The organism is Xenorhabdus sp. NBAII XenSa04 (genome assembly GCF_963866145.1).
GTDB lineage: Bacteria > Pseudomonadota > Gammaproteobacteria > Enterobacterales > Enterobacteriaceae > Xenorhabdus > Xenorhabdus indica.
Genome location: NZ_CAWMEB010000179.1, coordinates 1 through 15,785, shown reverse-complemented (window position 1 = coordinate 15,785; position 15,785 = coordinate 1). Strand labels below are relative to the sequence as shown.

At 44.4% G+C, this 15,785-nt stretch carries 14 protein-coding genes and 1 pseudogene; 4 read left to right on the top strand and 11 right to left on the bottom strand.

The annotated features are described in order from the left end of the window. Window positions 1-77: 77 nt before the first annotated feature. Window positions 78-2,828, bottom strand: a complete 2,751-nt coding sequence (copA, locus tag AAC147_RS07720; protein ID WP_047679959.1) for a copper-exporting P-type ATPase CopA — start codon at window positions 2,826-2,828, stop codon at window positions 78-80. Between the two features lie 86 nt (window positions 2,829-2,914). Between copA and cueR the strand changes: the two genes are divergently transcribed. Then, window positions 2,915-3,322 carry a Cu(I)-responsive transcriptional regulator gene (gene cueR / locus AAC147_RS07715; protein ID WP_047679957.1) on the top strand — a complete coding sequence of 136 codons (408 nt, stop codon included), beginning with the start codon at window positions 2,915-2,917 and terminating at the stop codon, window positions 3,320-3,322. On the opposite strand, the gene AAC147_RS07710 is transcribed toward cueR, so the two are convergent. From AAC147_RS07710 to tesA, 5 genes and pseudogenes are all read right to left on the bottom strand, one after another. Beyond that, entirely contained in the window at window positions 3,310-3,768 is a 459-nt protein-coding gene (locus AAC147_RS07710; protein ID WP_047679955.1) for an NfeD family protein, read from the bottom strand. The two genes, cueR and AAC147_RS07710, sit on opposite strands and share 13 nt — an antisense overlap. Before the next feature lie 36 nt (window positions 3,769-3,804). Next, complete coding sequence (locus AAC147_RS07705) at window positions 3,805-4,734, bottom strand: SPFH domain-containing protein (RefSeq protein ID WP_047679953.1); 930 nt, start codon at window positions 4,732-4,734, stop codon at window positions 3,805-3,807. Window positions 4,735-4,779: 45 nt separating this feature from the next. Beyond that, the gene (locus AAC147_RS07700) at window positions 4,780-5,658 is read right to left on the bottom strand and encodes a co-chaperone YbbN (RefSeq protein ID WP_047679951.1); all 879 of its coding nucleotides are present in this window, start codon (window positions 5,656-5,658) and stop codon (window positions 4,780-4,782) included. A 117-nt stretch (window positions 5,659-5,775) separates the two neighbouring features. Beyond that, window positions 5,776-5,895: pseudogene (locus AAC147_RS07695) on the bottom strand (SDR family NAD(P)-dependent oxidoreductase); the annotation flags it as partial. Between the two features lie 66 nt (window positions 5,896-5,961). Then, window positions 5,962-6,594 (bottom strand): multifunctional acyl-CoA thioesterase I/protease I/lysophospholipase L1, encoded by a 633-nt coding sequence (gene tesA / locus AAC147_RS07690; RefSeq protein WP_197056361.1) that lies wholly within the window; start codon window positions 6,592-6,594, stop codon window positions 5,962-5,964. Between tesA and ybbA the strand changes: the two genes are divergently transcribed. Next, window positions 6,565-7,251 (top strand): putative ABC transporter ATP-binding protein YbbA, encoded by a 687-nt coding sequence (gene ybbA / locus AAC147_RS07685; RefSeq protein ID WP_047679949.1) that lies wholly within the window; start codon window positions 6,565-6,567, stop codon window positions 7,249-7,251. The two genes, tesA and ybbA, sit on opposite strands and share 30 nt — an antisense overlap. After that, entirely contained in the window at window positions 7,248-9,680 is a 2,433-nt protein-coding gene (gene ybbP, locus AAC147_RS07680; protein ID WP_047679947.1) for a putative ABC transporter permease subunit YbbP, read from the top strand. The genes ybbA and ybbP overlap by 4 nt, the downstream gene beginning before the upstream one ends. Window positions 9,681-9,772: 92 nt before the next feature. Here ybbP and AAC147_RS07675 read toward each other — a convergent pair whose 3' ends face one another. From AAC147_RS07675 to AAC147_RS07665, 3 genes are read right to left on the bottom strand one after another with little or no spacing between them, the layout of a single operon-like run. After that, window positions 9,773-10,828 (bottom strand): LLM class flavin-dependent oxidoreductase, encoded by a 1,056-nt coding sequence (locus tag AAC147_RS07675; protein WP_081988978.1) that lies wholly within the window; start codon window positions 10,826-10,828, stop codon window positions 9,773-9,775. 47 nt (window positions 10,829-10,875) lie between these two features. Beyond that, on the bottom strand, window positions 10,876-12,162 hold the full coding sequence (locus AAC147_RS07670; protein WP_047679942.1) for an MFS transporter: 1,287 nt from the start codon (window positions 12,160-12,162) through the stop codon (window positions 10,876-10,878). A gap of 53 nt (window positions 12,163-12,215) precedes the next feature. Beyond that, entirely contained in the window at window positions 12,216-13,028 is an 813-nt protein-coding gene (locus AAC147_RS07665) for an outer membrane protein OmpK (RefSeq protein ID WP_047679940.1), read from the bottom strand. Window positions 13,029-13,352: 324 nt separating this feature from the next. Between AAC147_RS07665 and AAC147_RS07660 the strand changes: the two genes are divergently transcribed. After that, entirely contained in the window at window positions 13,353-13,964 is a 612-nt protein-coding gene (locus tag AAC147_RS07660; RefSeq protein WP_047679938.1) for a riboflavin synthase, read from the top strand. Window positions 13,965-14,024: 60 nt separating this feature from the next. Here AAC147_RS07660 and purK read toward each other — a convergent pair whose 3' ends face one another. Both purK and purE read right to left on the bottom strand, forming a co-directional pair. Beyond that, window positions 14,025-15,092 carry a 5-(carboxyamino)imidazole ribonucleotide synthase gene (purK, locus tag AAC147_RS07655; protein WP_047679936.1) on the bottom strand — a complete coding sequence of 356 codons (1,068 nt, stop codon included), beginning with the start codon at window positions 15,090-15,092 and terminating at the stop codon, window positions 14,025-14,027. Continuing rightward, on the bottom strand, window positions 15,089-15,652 hold the full coding sequence (purE, locus tag AAC147_RS07650) for a 5-(carboxyamino)imidazole ribonucleotide mutase (protein ID WP_081988976.1): 564 nt from the start codon (window positions 15,650-15,652) through the stop codon (window positions 15,089-15,091). The genes purK and purE overlap by 4 nt, the downstream gene beginning before the upstream one ends. Between the last annotated feature and the right edge of the window lie 133 nt (window positions 15,653-15,785).

Sequence of the window (15,785 nt, the reverse complement as noted above, 5' to 3'; positions counted from 1 at the left end):
TAACAAGAAAGTGATAAATGAAAAGCTAAACCCGGTGTTGTTTAGCTTTTCGATGTCTGCATGATTAATGTGGAATATCAGCGTTTGGTTTTAAAGTAAAGTAATCGGTTGGCATTACTGACCACGGTGATTGAAGAGAGAGCCATGGCGGCTCCGGCAATGACTGGATTCAATAATGTTCCGGTTAAGGGGTAGAGAATACCTGCTGCAACCGGGATACCTAGCGTATTATAGATAAAGGCGCCAAATAAATTTTGTTTCATATTACGCAATGTTCCCTTGGACAGTTCAACCGCGTCTGCAACACCATGCAGGCTATGTTGCATCAGGGTAATTGACGCGGTTTCAATGGCGATATCACTACCACTTCCCATGGCAATTCCCACATCTGCTTGTGCCAATGCAGGTGCATCATTGATGCCGTCACCAATCATGGCAACTTTCTTACCTTCAGACTGGAGATCCTGAATGGCGGCGGCTTTACCATCAGGTAGCACTCCTGCTATGACTTGATCAATACCAGCCTCTTTGGCTATAGCATTGGCTGTTACAGGATGATCACCTGTCAGCATGACTAAGCGATAACCCTGAAGATGTAAGCGTTGCAAGGCGGAGACGGTATCCTGACGTAGTGGGTCACGTATTGAAAACAGAGCGGCCACTTCTCCGTCGATTGCCAGTATAACGGGGGTAGCACCTTTTTCTGCTTGTTTGGCAACCTGTGATTTAAATTCTGTTGTATCAATCTGATTTTGTTCAAGTAGGTTCAGATTTCCTAACAACAGTGTTGTATTACCAACATTCCCGCGTATACCCGTTCCGGCTAAAGTACGGAATTGTGTTACTTCAGGTAATTGTTGATCTTCAATTTGTTCACTTTCAACTTTCAGCAGAATGGCTCTTGCCAAAGGATGGTTTGAACCGCTTTCCAACGCACCAGCCCACAGCAATACTTGTTCTTTGGTGAATCCATTGAAAGTTTGAATTTCAGTGACCTGTGGCATCCCTTCAGTCAACGTTCCCGTTTTATCGAAAACAAGGGTATCGAGCTGGCTGGCTTGTTGTAGGGCATCAGCATCACGTACCAGTACACCTAATTCCGCCGCTCTTCCGACCCCAGAAATGATGGACATTGGTGTTGCCAAGCCGAGTGCACAAGGACAGGCAATAATCAACACTGTGGTGATGATAACCAGTGAGTACATGATTTGGGGTGCCGGGCCGATGAAAAACCAGATTGCCCCCGCAATGAGTGCGATAGCAACAACAACAGGCACAAATATAGAAGATATTTTATCCGCCAATTGGCCGATTTCAGGTTTACTACTTTGTGCCTGACGTACCAGCTTGATAATTCTTGCCAAAGTGGTTTGGCTACCTACTGCTGAGGCTTTAAAGAGTACGGTTCCATCTTGCACCACAGTTCCCGCGTGAACTGTATCGCCAATTGATTTTTGTTGAGGGAGCGCTTCACCTGTCAGCATCGCTTCATCTAACCAGACTGTGCCGTGGATGATTTCACCATCCACGGGAACCCGATCCCCTGTTACCAGCCGCAATGTCATATCAGGTTTAACATCAGCCAATGGCAACGTTTTCTCACTGCCTTCTATGATGACCTGAGCTGTGGGAGGTGTTAAATCCAACAATCGCTCAAGTGCTTTTGAGGAACGTTGGCGTGCGCGTTGCTCTAAGGCGTGTCCGAGGTTAATTAAGCCAATAATCATAGCGCTGGCTTCATAATAAATGTGGCGCGCCTGAGGCGGGAAAATATCCGGCCATAAATTAACACTTATCGAGTAGAGCCATGCGGCACCCGTTCCCAGTGCAACTAATGTGTCCATTGTGGCACTGCCATTTTTCAGGCTTTGCCACGCATTACGATAAAAATGTCCGCCAGCAAATATCATTACGGCAAGAGTAGCCAGCCCGATGCTTAACCAAATTGTATGGTTATCTGGAGTGAGCATCATATTGTCACCAATCATGCCCCAAATCATGACCGGAACCCCGACAGCCAGAGCGAGGGCCGATTGCCAACGGAAACGGCGCATATTGGCCTGAGCAATTTGCTGCTGACGTTCCCGGCGCTCGGTTTCATCCAGAATAACTTCTGCACCATAGCCAGCCTTGATGACAGCATCGACCAGAGCATGGGGAGATGCTGTCCCCGTAACCAGTGCACTTCTCTCTGCAAGGTTAACTCTGGCGTTTTCAACCCCTGCAACAGATTGCAGGGCTTTTTGTACTTTATTGACACAACTAGCACAGCTCATACCATCCAATAGAAGCTGGATGCTATCATGATCATTTGAAGTGGTTCGTGTATCCGGAGTAGGATCTATTGCCGCTGCCAAAAACTCCGGTGCTTGTGAAGCAGACTCTGAGGCAGATGTTGTCAGCGGCTTATTTTTTGGGGAATAGGTTTCCCCTGCTAATTCAGCATGATAACCCGCTAGCTTTACGGCATTAATCAAAGCATGGTTTTCAGCTTTGCCGTAAATTTTGGCTGTTTGAGTATCAACTTCAGCCGCAACTACACCAGCCACTGATTCCAACGCTTTTTGGGTTTTACCTGCACACTTCATACAGTTTAAACCTGAAAGCCGTAATTCAACATCGGGATGAGTTGCCAGAGTGGCTTCATAACCCGCATCAGTAATGGCGGCAATCAATGAATCGGGAGTTACACTACCGATCACTTTAGCGTATTCAAGGGTAACTTCTGCTTGTTCAACATCTGACAGATTCTCCAGTGCCTTTTTGACACTGCCGACACAGTGCATACAGGTCAAGCCTTGAAGTGTGAGAATGGTTGTTGTGGACATAACAAAATCTCCTGAAACAGAGTGATATACTTATCGTTATCCTTTTAGGCTAAACCTTCCTGCAAGGGGAAGGTCAAGGGGAAAATATGAATATCAGTGAAATTGCCCGTAAGACTGGCTTAACCAGTAAAGCTATTCGGTTTTATGAAGAGAAAGATCTGATTACTGCGCCGGAGCGGGGAGATAATGGCTATCGTTTTTACCAACAGAAACATGTTGATGAATTGATACTCTTACGTCAGGCAAGAGAAATAGGATTCACGATTGAAGAGTGCCGGGAGTTATTGCGTTTATCCCGCAATCCCAATCGTCACAGTATAGATGTGAAAACAGCCACACTACAAAAAGTCACTGAGATAGAAGAAAAAATTATGAAATTACAGCAGATAAGGGAAAAGCTATTAGCGTTGGCTGCCGAATGCCCAGGAGATGATGGGGCAGATTGCCCCATCATTGAACAACTATCTGGTTGTTGCGCCAATCATGATGGATGAGATACAGGCTTAACCTTTAGTGTGATCCCGTCAACGGCAATGATTTCAACTTCGGTATTGGCAGTCAGTTCGCTGTCACAATGAATGCGCCAACTGCCATCAGCCAGTTTGATACGCCCATAACCATTTTCGGTGTCTGCGATTAAGCGGGCGTGTAACCCAATTAACTGCTGGTTTTTCTGATTGAGCATCTTATCGCTATTGCGCGGATGGTAACGCAGCCAGCTACGCCACGCAATGGCAGAGAGTAGTGTCAAGGCAGCAAACAGAGTGCCTTGCAGCTCCCAGCTCATTTCAGGAAAAATCCATGTGATCAGGGCGATAATCACGGCAGCGATACCCGTCCACAGCAAATATCCCCCTGTTCCCAGCAGCTCTGCAATTAATAGTAACCCACTAAAACAGAGCCAAAACCAGACTGGTTGAGTGGCAACCTGTTCAATCATAGTCATTATCCTGAAATAGTCGTTTATACTGAGCCGTTATTTATCCTGGTTGTTCTTCTTGCTTTCATTGATCAACTCAGCAATGCCGCCTACAGCGCCCATCAGATTGCTGGCATCCAACGGCATCATGATCACTTTGCTATTATCTGCTGCGCCAATACTGGTCAGGGCATCGGTATATTTCTGAGCGACGAAGTAGTTAATCGCTTGCATATTACCGTCGGCAATAGCGTCAGAGACCATTTTGGTTGCTCGTGCTTCGGCTTCTGCGGCACGTTCACGGGCTTCCGCTTGCAGGAACGCTGATTGACGTTCACCTTCAGCTTTCAGGATCTGAGACTGTTTTTCACCTTCAGCTTTCAAAATGGCGGCCTGACGAATACCTTCTGCTTCAAGAATATCTGCACGTTTGGTACGTTCAGCTTTCATCTGAGCATTCATCGCAGAGATCAATTCCTTAGGTGGACGTACATCGCGGATCTCAATACGGGTGATTTTCACCCCCCAAGGGTTAGTGGCTTCATCAACGATGGTCAGCAAACGGCTGTTGATTAAATCGCGTTGAGACAACATTTCATCCAGTTCCATTGAACCCAGAACAGTACGGAAGTTAGTCATGGTCAGGTTAATAATCGACAGTTCAAGGTTGCTGACTTCATAGGCAGCACGTACTGGATCAACAACTTGAATAAAGCAGACGGCATCAATGGTGACATTGGCGTTATCGCGGGAAATAACTTCTTGTGATGGGATATCCAATACTTGCTCCATCATATTGATTCTACGACCAATACGATCAATAAATGGTATCAGGATATGTAGTCCCGGTGTCAATGTGCGGGTATAGCGGCCGAAACGTTCTACTGTCCACTGATATCCTTGTGGAATGGTTTTCACACAAGTAAAGACGATGACAACCGCAATAATGATCAGAATGGGGACAGCCCCAAGAGAGAGTAAATCCATAATAATTCCTCTATTAGTTAATCATGGAATACAAAAAATCTCTGATTAATAGAGTAAGGAGTATACTTGGCGGCGATATTTAGATGCCAGTGCATCTCCGGCTCCAAGTGCAGAGATAATATCCATTAACGTTTTTTTCACTTCGCCATTGCCAGCAGAGAGATCTTTTTTCAGGAAACCTAACAGCAGTTCAAGGGCTTCTTTATTACGTCCGACTTCATGTAATTTAGATGCCAGTTGAATCGCAAGTTCTGCATTTTCTGGCTGTGTTGCCATTTCTTGCAGAAGTTTTTGAATTTCAGGTGAATCAGCAGCTTGTTTATGTGATTCAATGGACATCAGCAAATCATGATAACGCTGATCCTGATTTTCCAATGGAATAGTCTCCAATATCTTTTGGGCGTCTTCTAACTGATTGAGTGAAATATGGACTTCAGCCAGGAATAAACCCAGTTCAATATCCTGCGGATCGGCCTGATATGCTTCTTTCAGCAAAGGTAAGGCTTCCAGATTTTTGCCTTCAGCAAGCAATTCACTTGCTTGTTCCAACGGTGATTTTTCATGTTGCTGCAAAAGTTGGGCAAACATTTTTCTGATGTTTTCGTCAGTTTGTAACCCTTCAAAACCATGAACAGGGCGGGCTTCACGAACAAAAAGCACTGTTGGTACGGTACGTACACCAAATTGTGCAGAGATGTGACCTAATTGATCACAATTGACCTTAGCCAGAATAAATTGTCCCACATATTCATGTGCGAGCTTATCAAGGGTCGCTTCTAATTCGTGACAATGGAGATCTTGTGGTGACCAGAAATAGAATACCACAAGCTGATTTAAGGACTGCTGAACAGTTGGAGCAATATTAGATTCATTGATGTGAACAATCTGAGCAGTGTTGCTGTTAGTATTCATTGTTGATTCCATGGGATTCTCTCTTTAAGTTCATTATCAGGCGATTATCCCCTTTCACTTTGCAAATATATGAATGGGTATATAAACAATAGATAGGGATGACCTATGTCTTTTTCAATCTCAGTTATGTGCCAAATCCGCAGGCTTGCGACAAGCAGCCAGGACACGATAACCGTGTTGATCAAGGGCTTTGGCGGCGGTTAATCCGATACCGCGGGAACAGCCAGTAATAAGAACTGCTTTTTGCATCACTTTACCTGTTAAATTACATCAGCTTACTGAAATAAATGATTTACTATTAATTAATGAATATTTTTACTTATGGGTGATATATGCTGACAGTCTGTTGGACATCCAATCAGCAATAAAAGGTTGTGCGATTTGATTGGGATGCAGGCCATCATCTTGCATCCATTCTGGCTTGATAGCAATGTGCTCCATAAAAAATGGTAATAAAGGGATTTGATTGTGTTTTGATAAAGAAGGGTAAATTTTGGCAAAAGATTCGGTGTAGCGTTTTCCATAATTCGGCGAAACATAGATTTGCATCAATAATGGCTTAGCGTTGGCTTGCTTTACCAACGTAATGATCTTTTGCAGATCTTGTTCTATTTGCTGGACCGGAAAACCACGTAACCCATCGTTCGCTCCGAGTTCGATCAGAACCCATTTAGGATTGTGTTGTTTCAGTAACTCAGGCAGACGTTCAAGCCCCTGTGCTACGGTATTACCGCTGATACTGCCATTAATGATGGTTATTTTATTACCGGATTGCTGCCATTTTTTTGCCATTAGGGTGGGCCATGACTGCTCAATGGGCAGGCGATAGCCAGCACTGAGACTATCTCCCAATATAAGTAGAGTATCAGCCGCCACCGCTCTGGCACTGCATAGCACTAACAAGAAAAGGAAAAGTACATGGCTGTAGAAAGTATTCTTGAAGTTCATAATCTCATTAAACATGTTGGCCAAAGGGAACAGGTAATTAATATATTGCAAGGTGTTGAGCTACTTGTCGAGCCGGCACAGACAATTGCATTAATTGGTGAGTCAGGCTCAGGGAAATCCACCTTGCTAGGCATTATTGCCGGTTTGGATGATGGCAGTTCAGGGGAAGTGCATTTACTAGGACAGAATATCAGCCGCATGGACGAAGAACAGCGGGCACAATTACGGGCAGAAAATGTGGGTTTTGTTTTCCAATCGTTTATGTTGATCCCTACTCTGAATGCGTTAGAGAACGTTCAGCTTCCGGCACTTTTGCGGGGAGAATCCGAAAGCTATAGTCGCCAGCAGGCTATCGAATTACTCGAACAGTTAGGATTGGGAAAACGGTTAAAACATATGCCGGCCCAACTTTCGGGTGGAGAACAGCAACGGGTTGCATTGGCCAGAGCATTCAGTACTCGTCCAAAAATCCTGTTTGCGGATGAACCGACAGGTAATCTCGACCGTCAAACCGGTGAACGTATCGCCGATCTGCTTTTTTCGCTCAACCACGATTATGCTACGACACTGATTCTGGTGACACATGATAACCAGCTTGCTGCACGTTGCCAGCGCCGTTTACGTCTGGTAGATGGAAAATTACGGGAGGAAGCATGATCTGGCGCTGGTTTTGGCGTGAATGGCGTACACCATCGCTATTGATTGTCTGGTTGTCTCTGACATTAGCGGTAGCATGTGTATTGGCGTTGGGGCGTATTGGTGATCGTATTGATCAGAGTGTCCATTATCAGAGCCGCGATTTTCTGGCAGGCGATCTGGTATTACGTGCATCGTATCCTGTTGATGGCTCTTGGCTAATGCTGGCTCAGGAAAAAGGATTGACATTAAGCCGTCAAATCTCATTTTCAACCATGACTTATGCAGGGGATATCCCGCAACTGGCTCAGGTTAAAGCAACCGATGAGCATTACCCGTTGTATGGTGAATTGGAAACTCATCCAAAGGGTTTAAAGCCAGAGAAAGGTTCTGTACTTGTCGCTCCCCGTTTGCTGGCACTATTGAATATTAAAGTTGGGGATAGCCTGGAAGTTGGTGATACTACATTGAAAATCAGTGGCGAACTGTTGCAAGAACCGGATAGTGGTTTTAATCCATTCCAACTTTCTCCCCGTATTTTAATCAATATTGATGATGCCAGAGCGACAGGCGCAATTCAGCCGGGAAGCCGTTTGACTTACCGTTATATGTTTGCTGGTTCGCCAGAGGCGGTTCAATCATTCCAGCAACTGATCGATCCACAATTAAAAGCGGATCAGCGTTGGTTGACACTAAAACAGGATAATGGCGCGTTGGCACAATCCATCGAACGAGCACAGCAATTCTTGTTGTTGTCGGCATTACTGACATTATTGCTGGCCGTGGCGGCGGTCGCTGTTTCCATGACTCACTATTGCCGTAGCCGACATAATCTGGTTGCGATCCTGAAAACACTAGGGGCAGGGCGTTGGGTGTTGCGTCAGTGGATCATTGGGCAGTGGTTGGTAATATTGCTTGCAGCTACGGTTGTCGGCTCTATGCTGGGGTTGGTTTTTGAATCGCTATTGATACGGGTACTGGCCGCCATGTTACCTAAGATGTTACCGGAAGCAGGGCGGTGGCCGTGGGTGTGGGCGCTTGGAGCGCTGTTTGGTATTGCTTTGCTGGTAGGCATTCGGCCCTATCGCCAACTAATGGCAACTCAGCCATCAAGAGTATTACGCAGCGATGTCACCGCGTCTATCTGGCCATTACGTTATTATCTGTCTGCGGTCGCACTGCTGATTACTGGTGGATTAGTATTGTTGGCAGGAACTGAGCCACTGTTATGGTCGTTGCTGGCAGGTATACCGATTGTTGCATTGTTATTAGGCATATTGGGCTGGAGTGGGTTGTGGCTGCTGCGTCGGATCACATTTCGCCAGTTGAGCCTGCGTCTGGCGGTCAGCCGATTGTTGTGCCGCCCATTCCAGACGATGACACAATTAGCATCATTTTCACTTTCCTTCATGTTATTGGCACTGCTTGTGATGGTGAGAGGGGATTTACTGGGGCGATGGCAGCAGCAGTTACCACCAGATAGCCCGAATTATTTTCTGATTAACATGACTCAGCCGCAAATTGCTCAGGTAAATGATTTATTGGCAAACTATAAAGTGAAGCCAACGGAATACTATCCTGTGGTGTTGGCACGATTAACAGAAATTAATGGACAGCCGGCAATTGAATGGGCTGATGAAAAGCATCCTAAAAGTACAACAGTACGCCGTGAACTTAATTTAACATGGAAAAAAGAATTGCCGCCGTTTAATACCCTTATAGAAGGAAGTTGGCCGCCGAAACCCAAAGAAGTTTCCATGGAACAAGGGGTTGCAGAGCAGTTACAGATTCAGGTTGGAGATAAATTGACTTTCACCGGGGACACCCGAACTTTTGCGGTGACAGTCAGCAGCATTCGCAAAGTGGATTGGGAAAGCCTGCATCCGAACTTTTTCTTTATTTTTGCCAAAGAAACACTGGAACACCAACCGCAAACATGGTTGACCAGCTTCCATTATGAGGGGAATGGAAGATTGTTAACGGAACTGAATCGTCATTTTCCAACAATCAGTATGCTGGATATTGGCTCCATGATTAAGCAGATACAAGGGATCTTGCAGCAAGTCAGTCGGGCGTTGGAAATGATGGTTGTGTTGGTGATGGCCTGTGGTGGATTACTTTTACTGGCACAGATTCAGGTTGGTATGAACCAACGACTGCTTGAACTGGTAGTTTATCGAACATTGGGAGCCAGTAAGAAATTGTTGCGTCGTACATTGTGGGGCGAATTTGCCTTGCTTGGTTTTATGGCAGGTTTGGCTGCGGCATTTGGTGCCGAAATTGCACTTTGGTTGTTGCAGACGAAAGTTTTTGATTTTCCGTGGCAACCGCAGTGGCTGATGTGGCTTTTGTTACCGATTATCAGCAGCCTGTTGCTGTCATTGTGTGGTGGTTGGCTGGGTGTCCGGCTATTGCGCAAACAAGGGCAATATCGACGTTTACCAGAATAACGTTTGTCAGAATAAATAGTGCCTTAGTTGTGCATGGGAAGCTCTGGAATCAAGGCTTCCCATGTTTATAATCGTTTTTTTTCAAGGTGATATCAGCCAAATTCAGCCTTTAATTTCGGCAGGATTTGATCGCCGAATATTTTTAATCCCTCAATATAATCAGGAAATATCAACATTACCCCATCCAATTCACAAGTACGCAGTAAATCCGACAGTTGCTTACAGCAAGTATCTGCTGTTCCGATAGCGGTATGAGTCATGAAAGCATTTTGAGATCTTTCTACCATCGCATTACTTTTTCCATCCACATCAACACCAAAACTGTGCATCATATTTCTGACCGCCTCTACATCCAAACCCTGACGATAGAATTGAGCAAGGGTTTCGGCATAAGCATCACTTTCAGCACAAATGATGGTACACATGCAGAATGTTTTGGTTGTGGTGTTGTATTCTGAGGCAATGCGTTTGGCGGTTAAACTGATCCTGCGGGTCTCTGCTTCATCTTTACCGCCAATGAAACAGACATCGGTATGGCGTACACTGAAACGCAGACCGCGTTCGGATTGTCCGGCGCAAACTAAATAAGGACGAGGGCGTGAAAGAGGTTTGGGTTCAGAGACACACTGTTTCAGATTGAAATACGTTCCTTGATAATCAACTTGTTTTTCGCGCCAAAGCCGTTTTATCAACAGTGTCCATTCCTCTGTCATCGCATAACGTTGATCGTGATCCAGTTTACTGTCCCATTCCCCCATCTGCTCAAATTCATCGCGGAATGAGCCAGAGACAATATTCAGACCGGCGCGCCCTTGACTAATATGATCTAAAGTAGCGATCATTTTGGCCGTCACCGCCGGATTGTGCAGACCAGCATGAACCGTAGCGATCAACTTGGCGCGATGAGTGACTTCAGCAATGCCAGCCATCATGGTGACAGATTCGAGTGAACTGCCCCAATGATCAGTGTCGCCACCAAAACCGCGCCATTTGCCCATGGACATAATGAAATCAAGGCCGATTTGATCGGCAAGAATAGCCGCTTCACGGTTTTGTTTATAAGATGCATCCAATGGCGGCGTGTTTTGGGAAATAATCCATCCACCTTTGGCGATAGGCAGAAATACACCGAATTCTTTCTTTGACATCACTATTTCCTTATTTGTGTGCTGTTTCAGGGTATAGTAATCATTATTTAGCGAATTTCGTCAGTGGGTTTCTCATTTTCGATTAAATCGTCTCTCATTTTTTGGCTAGGGGGGGTCATCATCAGTGTTACAACTAACACGACAAATACAGGGATAGCAATGATGAGAAAAGCCCATGTAAAACTACCGGAATAATCTTTTATGGCACCGGCAAAGAAAGGAGCCAGACACGCCAGAGTAGAAATCAGATTCATGATCGAGAATAGTTCCAGATAAGGCTTACGGCCAAAATAATTGGCGAGCAGAACACTGGAAGCGAGGAAAGTCATACCATAACCCATACCGACAAACAACGTGAAGGTAATCAGGAACAGCCATGAAGAGGCGATACTCAAGGCGATCAAGCCAAGAATAATGACAGCCAGACTGCCAATCAGCAGTTTTTTCGGATCAAGCCATTCTCCCATGGCACCACTGGCCAACCTTGAAAAGGCATTGATGAAAGCCATAGAACTCAGTAACCCTGCGGCAATTGCTTCACTGAAACCATTTTCGATAATGTGGGCGACGGCAAAGCTATTCACCGTAATACCACACCACAGAAACGCCGTATAAGTTGCGGCAATGACATAAAATTGCCAGGTGCGCAGTGCTTGTCGGGCTGTCCAGAACTGCTTGGTACGATAGATACTGGGGGGATTTTCGCTGTTGTGCTTTTGATCGACTGCTTTAGCATGGGCCATTTCCCTCTCTCCTTCCTGAAGAATAAGAATGGTCAGAATAACAAAAACAGCCAGAACGACGGCAGAGATCATCCAGTGCATTCGCCACGTTCCCCAGACACGAGTTGCCAGAAAATAGATCCACGGGCCAATCACGCCTCCTAATCCTCCAATCGTAAAATAGAAACCGAAAGCAAGGGACTGTTTTTCATATAATCGTGAAATAACGTAGGTGCCGGGCACAGTTGCCAGAAAGGTAAACCCGACCCCAATTAAAGCCGTTCCGATAAAATACGACGAAATAGTATGCGTGTGATAAAGGCTGTAGAAACCAGACAAAAAAATCAGCAGGCCAATAAATAGCGTGAAGCGAACACCAATTTTGCGAATGCACATCGTTGGCAGGAAACTGGATAGCCCACACGTCAGGCCAAGCAGAGTGAAACCTAAACCGGCATCAGTCCAACTCCAGTCCAGCTCGTTTATCATGCTGGGCAGGACAACACCCAATGACGTAAAGGTGGTTGCTGTGGACAGAAAATAGACCATGCCTAGAAGTATCAGCAAAATCCACTGATAAGTACGCCCGAATTTGTCGTGTTGAATGGACATTGTGACCCCATTAAGGAATAAACCATTAAAAACGGCACTATTCTAAGTGCTTATTAAAAAAAGCTGTATCGAATAAACATTCCATAGCTAAATTGGTTTGTGCGAAAGTAAGGCGTATCTTTTATCTTGTATTTATTTTTAACCGGATTGACGACAATACCTGTCCACAAATGACCGGGTTGATACCCCAACTTTTTCCCCAGGTCATAATGTAACTCTGGTTTGAAATCAAACATCTCTGGATTATCGCGCCGCCCCAATGTGTAGTCGAACGTTCCTACAATGCGGAAATCTCCTAGCCGATTACTGAAAGGAATACCATAGTCGATGTGGATGCGTTGATCGTTCCAGCTTCCTTTGGCATTGTTTTCAAAATAAAAAATGGTACGTAACCAACTGAACCCATCTACCTGCCAATCAAGGCTGATACCGGGGAAATAGTCATATTTTACGTTTTTGGTTTTGGCAATCCACTGAGCAAACAGCACATCTTTCAATGGGCCATAGGAAAAATCATATCCTGTAATTTTGCTGGCACTGAGCCTGGGCACAAATTTATAGTAATAGGTGCTTTTATCGCCTTTATAATCATTTTGCAGTGAATTTTGCCAAATACTGTAGACATACATATCTCCGATTTTGTAATCACCGAAGGCTTCGACGATAGGAGAGAAGGTTTTATCAGGGGCAACTTTATTTTCGAGTTGGAAATAAAGGCTGGTATCGATTGATTGAAAATTGACAAAATCACTGGCTTGCACAGATGACGAAAAAAGAAAACATAAGGAGATGACAGATAAACCGGTACTTGTTGCTGCCACTGACCTGAATGTATTGTTTATTCCCTGCTTCCTTAGAAATGGCACTTAATTTCTCCTCGCTATTTTATGGGGGATTAGGCGAATTCCTCTTTATCCTTTAACTTAATGTCATAATTAGCAAAATGCCAGAGTTAAAACCAGCATTTGATTGTGATGAGTGGTGTAATAGCTTTTTTCTTTATATTCAATTAATTGAAAAATAGGATAACTTTGAGGGGAATGTTTCACCATGTTTACTTTGGTGAGAAAGATACCTACTATAGCGACTGATCGCTTTTCTGAGAAATTGCACTTAATTATTAGTCGAATCCACCGTTTAATATAAATCAGATTCATTTTTCAATTAATATCAGTGCTGAGATAAATATTATGTATACAGGAATTGTACAAGGTACAGAAAGTGTATTATCACTCAATAAAAAAGAGGGATTCAGCACAATAGTAATGAGTAATGATAATCATTTTTTTGATGATATAGCTATTGGAGCCAGCGTTGCTATTGATGGCACTTGTCTGACTGTCACTCAATTTAGCGAAAATGAAACCACTTTTGATATTTCCGATTTTACTGCTGATACCACAACATTAAAGTTTCTTTCCATTGGGGATCGAGTCAACATTGAACGATCACACCAGATGTATAAAGAAAATGGGGGGCATAATCTTTATGGACATGTGGAAGGGATTGCTGAAGTAGTCGAATTTACTGCAACAGGTGAAACTTATCGGTTGGTTATTCGGATCCCTCAAGACAATATTAAATATTTTTTCTTGAAGGGTTTCATCGGGCTTCATGGTTGTAGTTTAACTATCAATGGCATTGATGAAGAGAATAATACCATCGCCTTAAATCTGATCCCTGAAACCTTAAGATTAACCAATCTCAATAAGATCAAAGTAGGGGATTTCCTCAATTATGAAATCGACCAAACCACGAGAACGATTGTAGATACACTATCCAGAACATTATTGAAGAAATAGTTTGTTGCAGTTGATATAAGAAGTGGTAATTAATTTAAAATTATCACTTCCTACGGTTTTTCAGTTTAATTTATCTTGTGCCCATTTCAGGCCAGTTTGGTACTCTTCAGGCAATAACGAGCTTAATGTTTGTAATGCAGTTCTTAATATATCCCTGTCAGAATGAACCAGATTCAGATGCCCTACCTTACGCACTGAGCGAACTTCCTTATCATACCAATGTAAACGGACGAGCGGTAAGCTGAGCCATTCAGGGTTTATTTCTGTACCGATCAGATTGACCATCACTGAAGGAGCCAATATTTCCGGTTGAGGCATAGGTAAATCCAGAATCGCTCGCAGGTGAAGCTCAAACTGACTGATGGAAGCGCCATTTTGTGTCCAGTGACCGCTATTGTGTACCCGTGGTGCCAGTTCATTAATCAGCAAATCATGACCAACAATAAAGCACTCCATTGCCATGACACCAATATAATTCAGGTGATCCATGATGATGGACAGCATTTTTTCTGCTTGTTGTTGTAATTGATGATGTGTATTTGGCAAGGCAACACTTGTACGTAAGATACCTTCCTGATGTAGATTATGGGTCAGTGGGTAAAATACCGATTTACCCTGAGCGTTACGGGCACCAACCAGTGAAACTTCCCCTGAAAATGGAATACCTTGCTCCACAATACATTCACCGTAAATTTCGGGCGGCAAGGCAGCTTCATCACCCGGTCGGATACGCCATTGACCCCGGCCATCATAACCTCCTGTACGGCGTTTAACGATAATAAAATCACCTAACTCGTTAAACAACTGCGGCCATTGGCTGGTATCAGCTAATAACTTCCACGGAGCTGTCGCTAACCCAAGATTATCCAGGAGTTGCTTTTGTGGCAGGCGATCAGCCAGTTGCGGAAAAATATCACGGTTAATAAAAGCATTGTGATGAGCGAGTTCACGGGTTAAGTCTGTCTCAGGCCAACGTTCAATTTCAGCGGTGATGATACTGCTCTGATAGGGAACAGATTCTGGTTCAGCATTCAGCCCAATCGGATAGACTGCTATTCCCAATGGTTCACCGGCTTGACGTAGCATTCTGCCTAACTGACCATTTCCCAATACACAAACGGGCTTCATGCATCCTCCCGTGGATCTGGATTCTCCAAAACATCCAGAGTTTGTTTCTGACGCCAATCTGACAGACGTTGGAACAGGGCATTATCATGTAATGCTAATACTTGAGCCGCCAACAATGCTGCATTTGCTGCCCCCGCTTTGCCGATAGCTAGCGTACCAACTGGTATGCCTTTTGGCATTTGAACGATGGAATAGAGACTATCAACACCACTCAGGGCAGCACTCTGCACAGGGACACCCAATACAGGAACCAAGGTCTTAGCTGCCAGCATTCCCGGCAGATGAGCTGCGCCACCTGCACCCGCAATAATTACATCGAAACCGTTTGCTTTCGCCTGTTCGGCAAAATGGAAAAGTTTATCGGGTGTTCGGTGTGCCGAAACAATTTCTACATGGAAAGGAATATCAAGGGAGGTTAAAACATCGGCTGCATGTTGCATTGTTGCCCAGTCACTCTTTGACCCCATGACAATAGCAATTTTGGCATGATGTGGCGTTTTTGCTGTAAAGGTAACCGTTGTTGTGGAAATAGCTTTTTGGGGATCAGGGCTTGCCGTCATAAATCAGATGCTCCTGTATTGGATGTCCACCAGAACCAAGATCAAAATAATATTGTAAGGCGGCGGATCATATCATGTGAATTGCATAAGGAAAACGTTTGCGTTGCTTGATTTACCAATTTTTCTAGAAAAA

What these genes read in the sequence shown, in the direction of transcription:
- tesA (WP_197056361.1), bottom strand. Translation starts at nt 6,594, where the DNA reads ATGAACTTCAAGAATACTTTCTACAGCCATGTACTTTTCCTTTTCTTG.
- ybbP (WP_047679947.1), top strand. Translation starts at nt 7,248, where the DNA reads ATGATCTGGCGCTGGTTTTGGCGTGAATGGCGTACACCATCGCTATTG.
- AAC147_RS07660 (WP_047679938.1), top strand. Translation starts at nt 13,353, where the DNA reads ATGTATACAGGAATTGTACAAGGTACAGAAAGTGTATTATCACTCAAT.
- AAC147_RS07700 (WP_047679951.1), bottom strand. Translation starts at nt 5,658, where the DNA reads ATGGAATCAACAATGAATACTAACAGCAACACTGCTCAGATTGTTCAC.
- cueR (WP_047679957.1), top strand. Translation starts at nt 2,915, where the DNA reads ATGAATATCAGTGAAATTGCCCGTAAGACTGGCTTAACCAGTAAAGCT.
- purK (WP_047679936.1), bottom strand. Translation starts at nt 15,092, where the DNA reads ATGAAGCCCGTTTGTGTATTGGGAAATGGTCAGTTAGGCAGAATGCTA.
- copA (WP_047679959.1), bottom strand. Translation starts at nt 2,828, where the DNA reads ATGTCCACAACAACCATTCTCACACTTCAAGGCTTGACCTGTATGCAC.
- AAC147_RS07675 (WP_081988978.1), bottom strand. Translation starts at nt 10,828, where the DNA reads ATGTCAAAGAAAGAATTCGGTGTATTTCTGCCTATCGCCAAAGGTGGA.
- purE (WP_081988976.1), bottom strand. Translation starts at nt 15,652, where the DNA reads ATGACGGCAAGCCCTGATCCCCAAAAAGCTATTTCCACAACAACGGTT.
- AAC147_RS07670 (WP_047679942.1), bottom strand. Translation starts at nt 12,162, where the DNA reads ATGTCCATTCAACACGACAAATTCGGGCGTACTTATCAGTGGATTTTG.
- ybbA (WP_047679949.1), top strand. Translation starts at nt 6,565, where the DNA reads ATGGCTGTAGAAAGTATTCTTGAAGTTCATAATCTCATTAAACATGTT.
- AAC147_RS07705 (WP_047679953.1), bottom strand. Translation starts at nt 4,734, where the DNA reads ATGGATTTACTCTCTCTTGGGGCTGTCCCCATTCTGATCATTATTGCG.
- AAC147_RS07710 (WP_047679955.1), bottom strand. Translation starts at nt 3,768, where the DNA reads ATGATTGAACAGGTTGCCACTCAACCAGTCTGGTTTTGGCTCTGTTTT.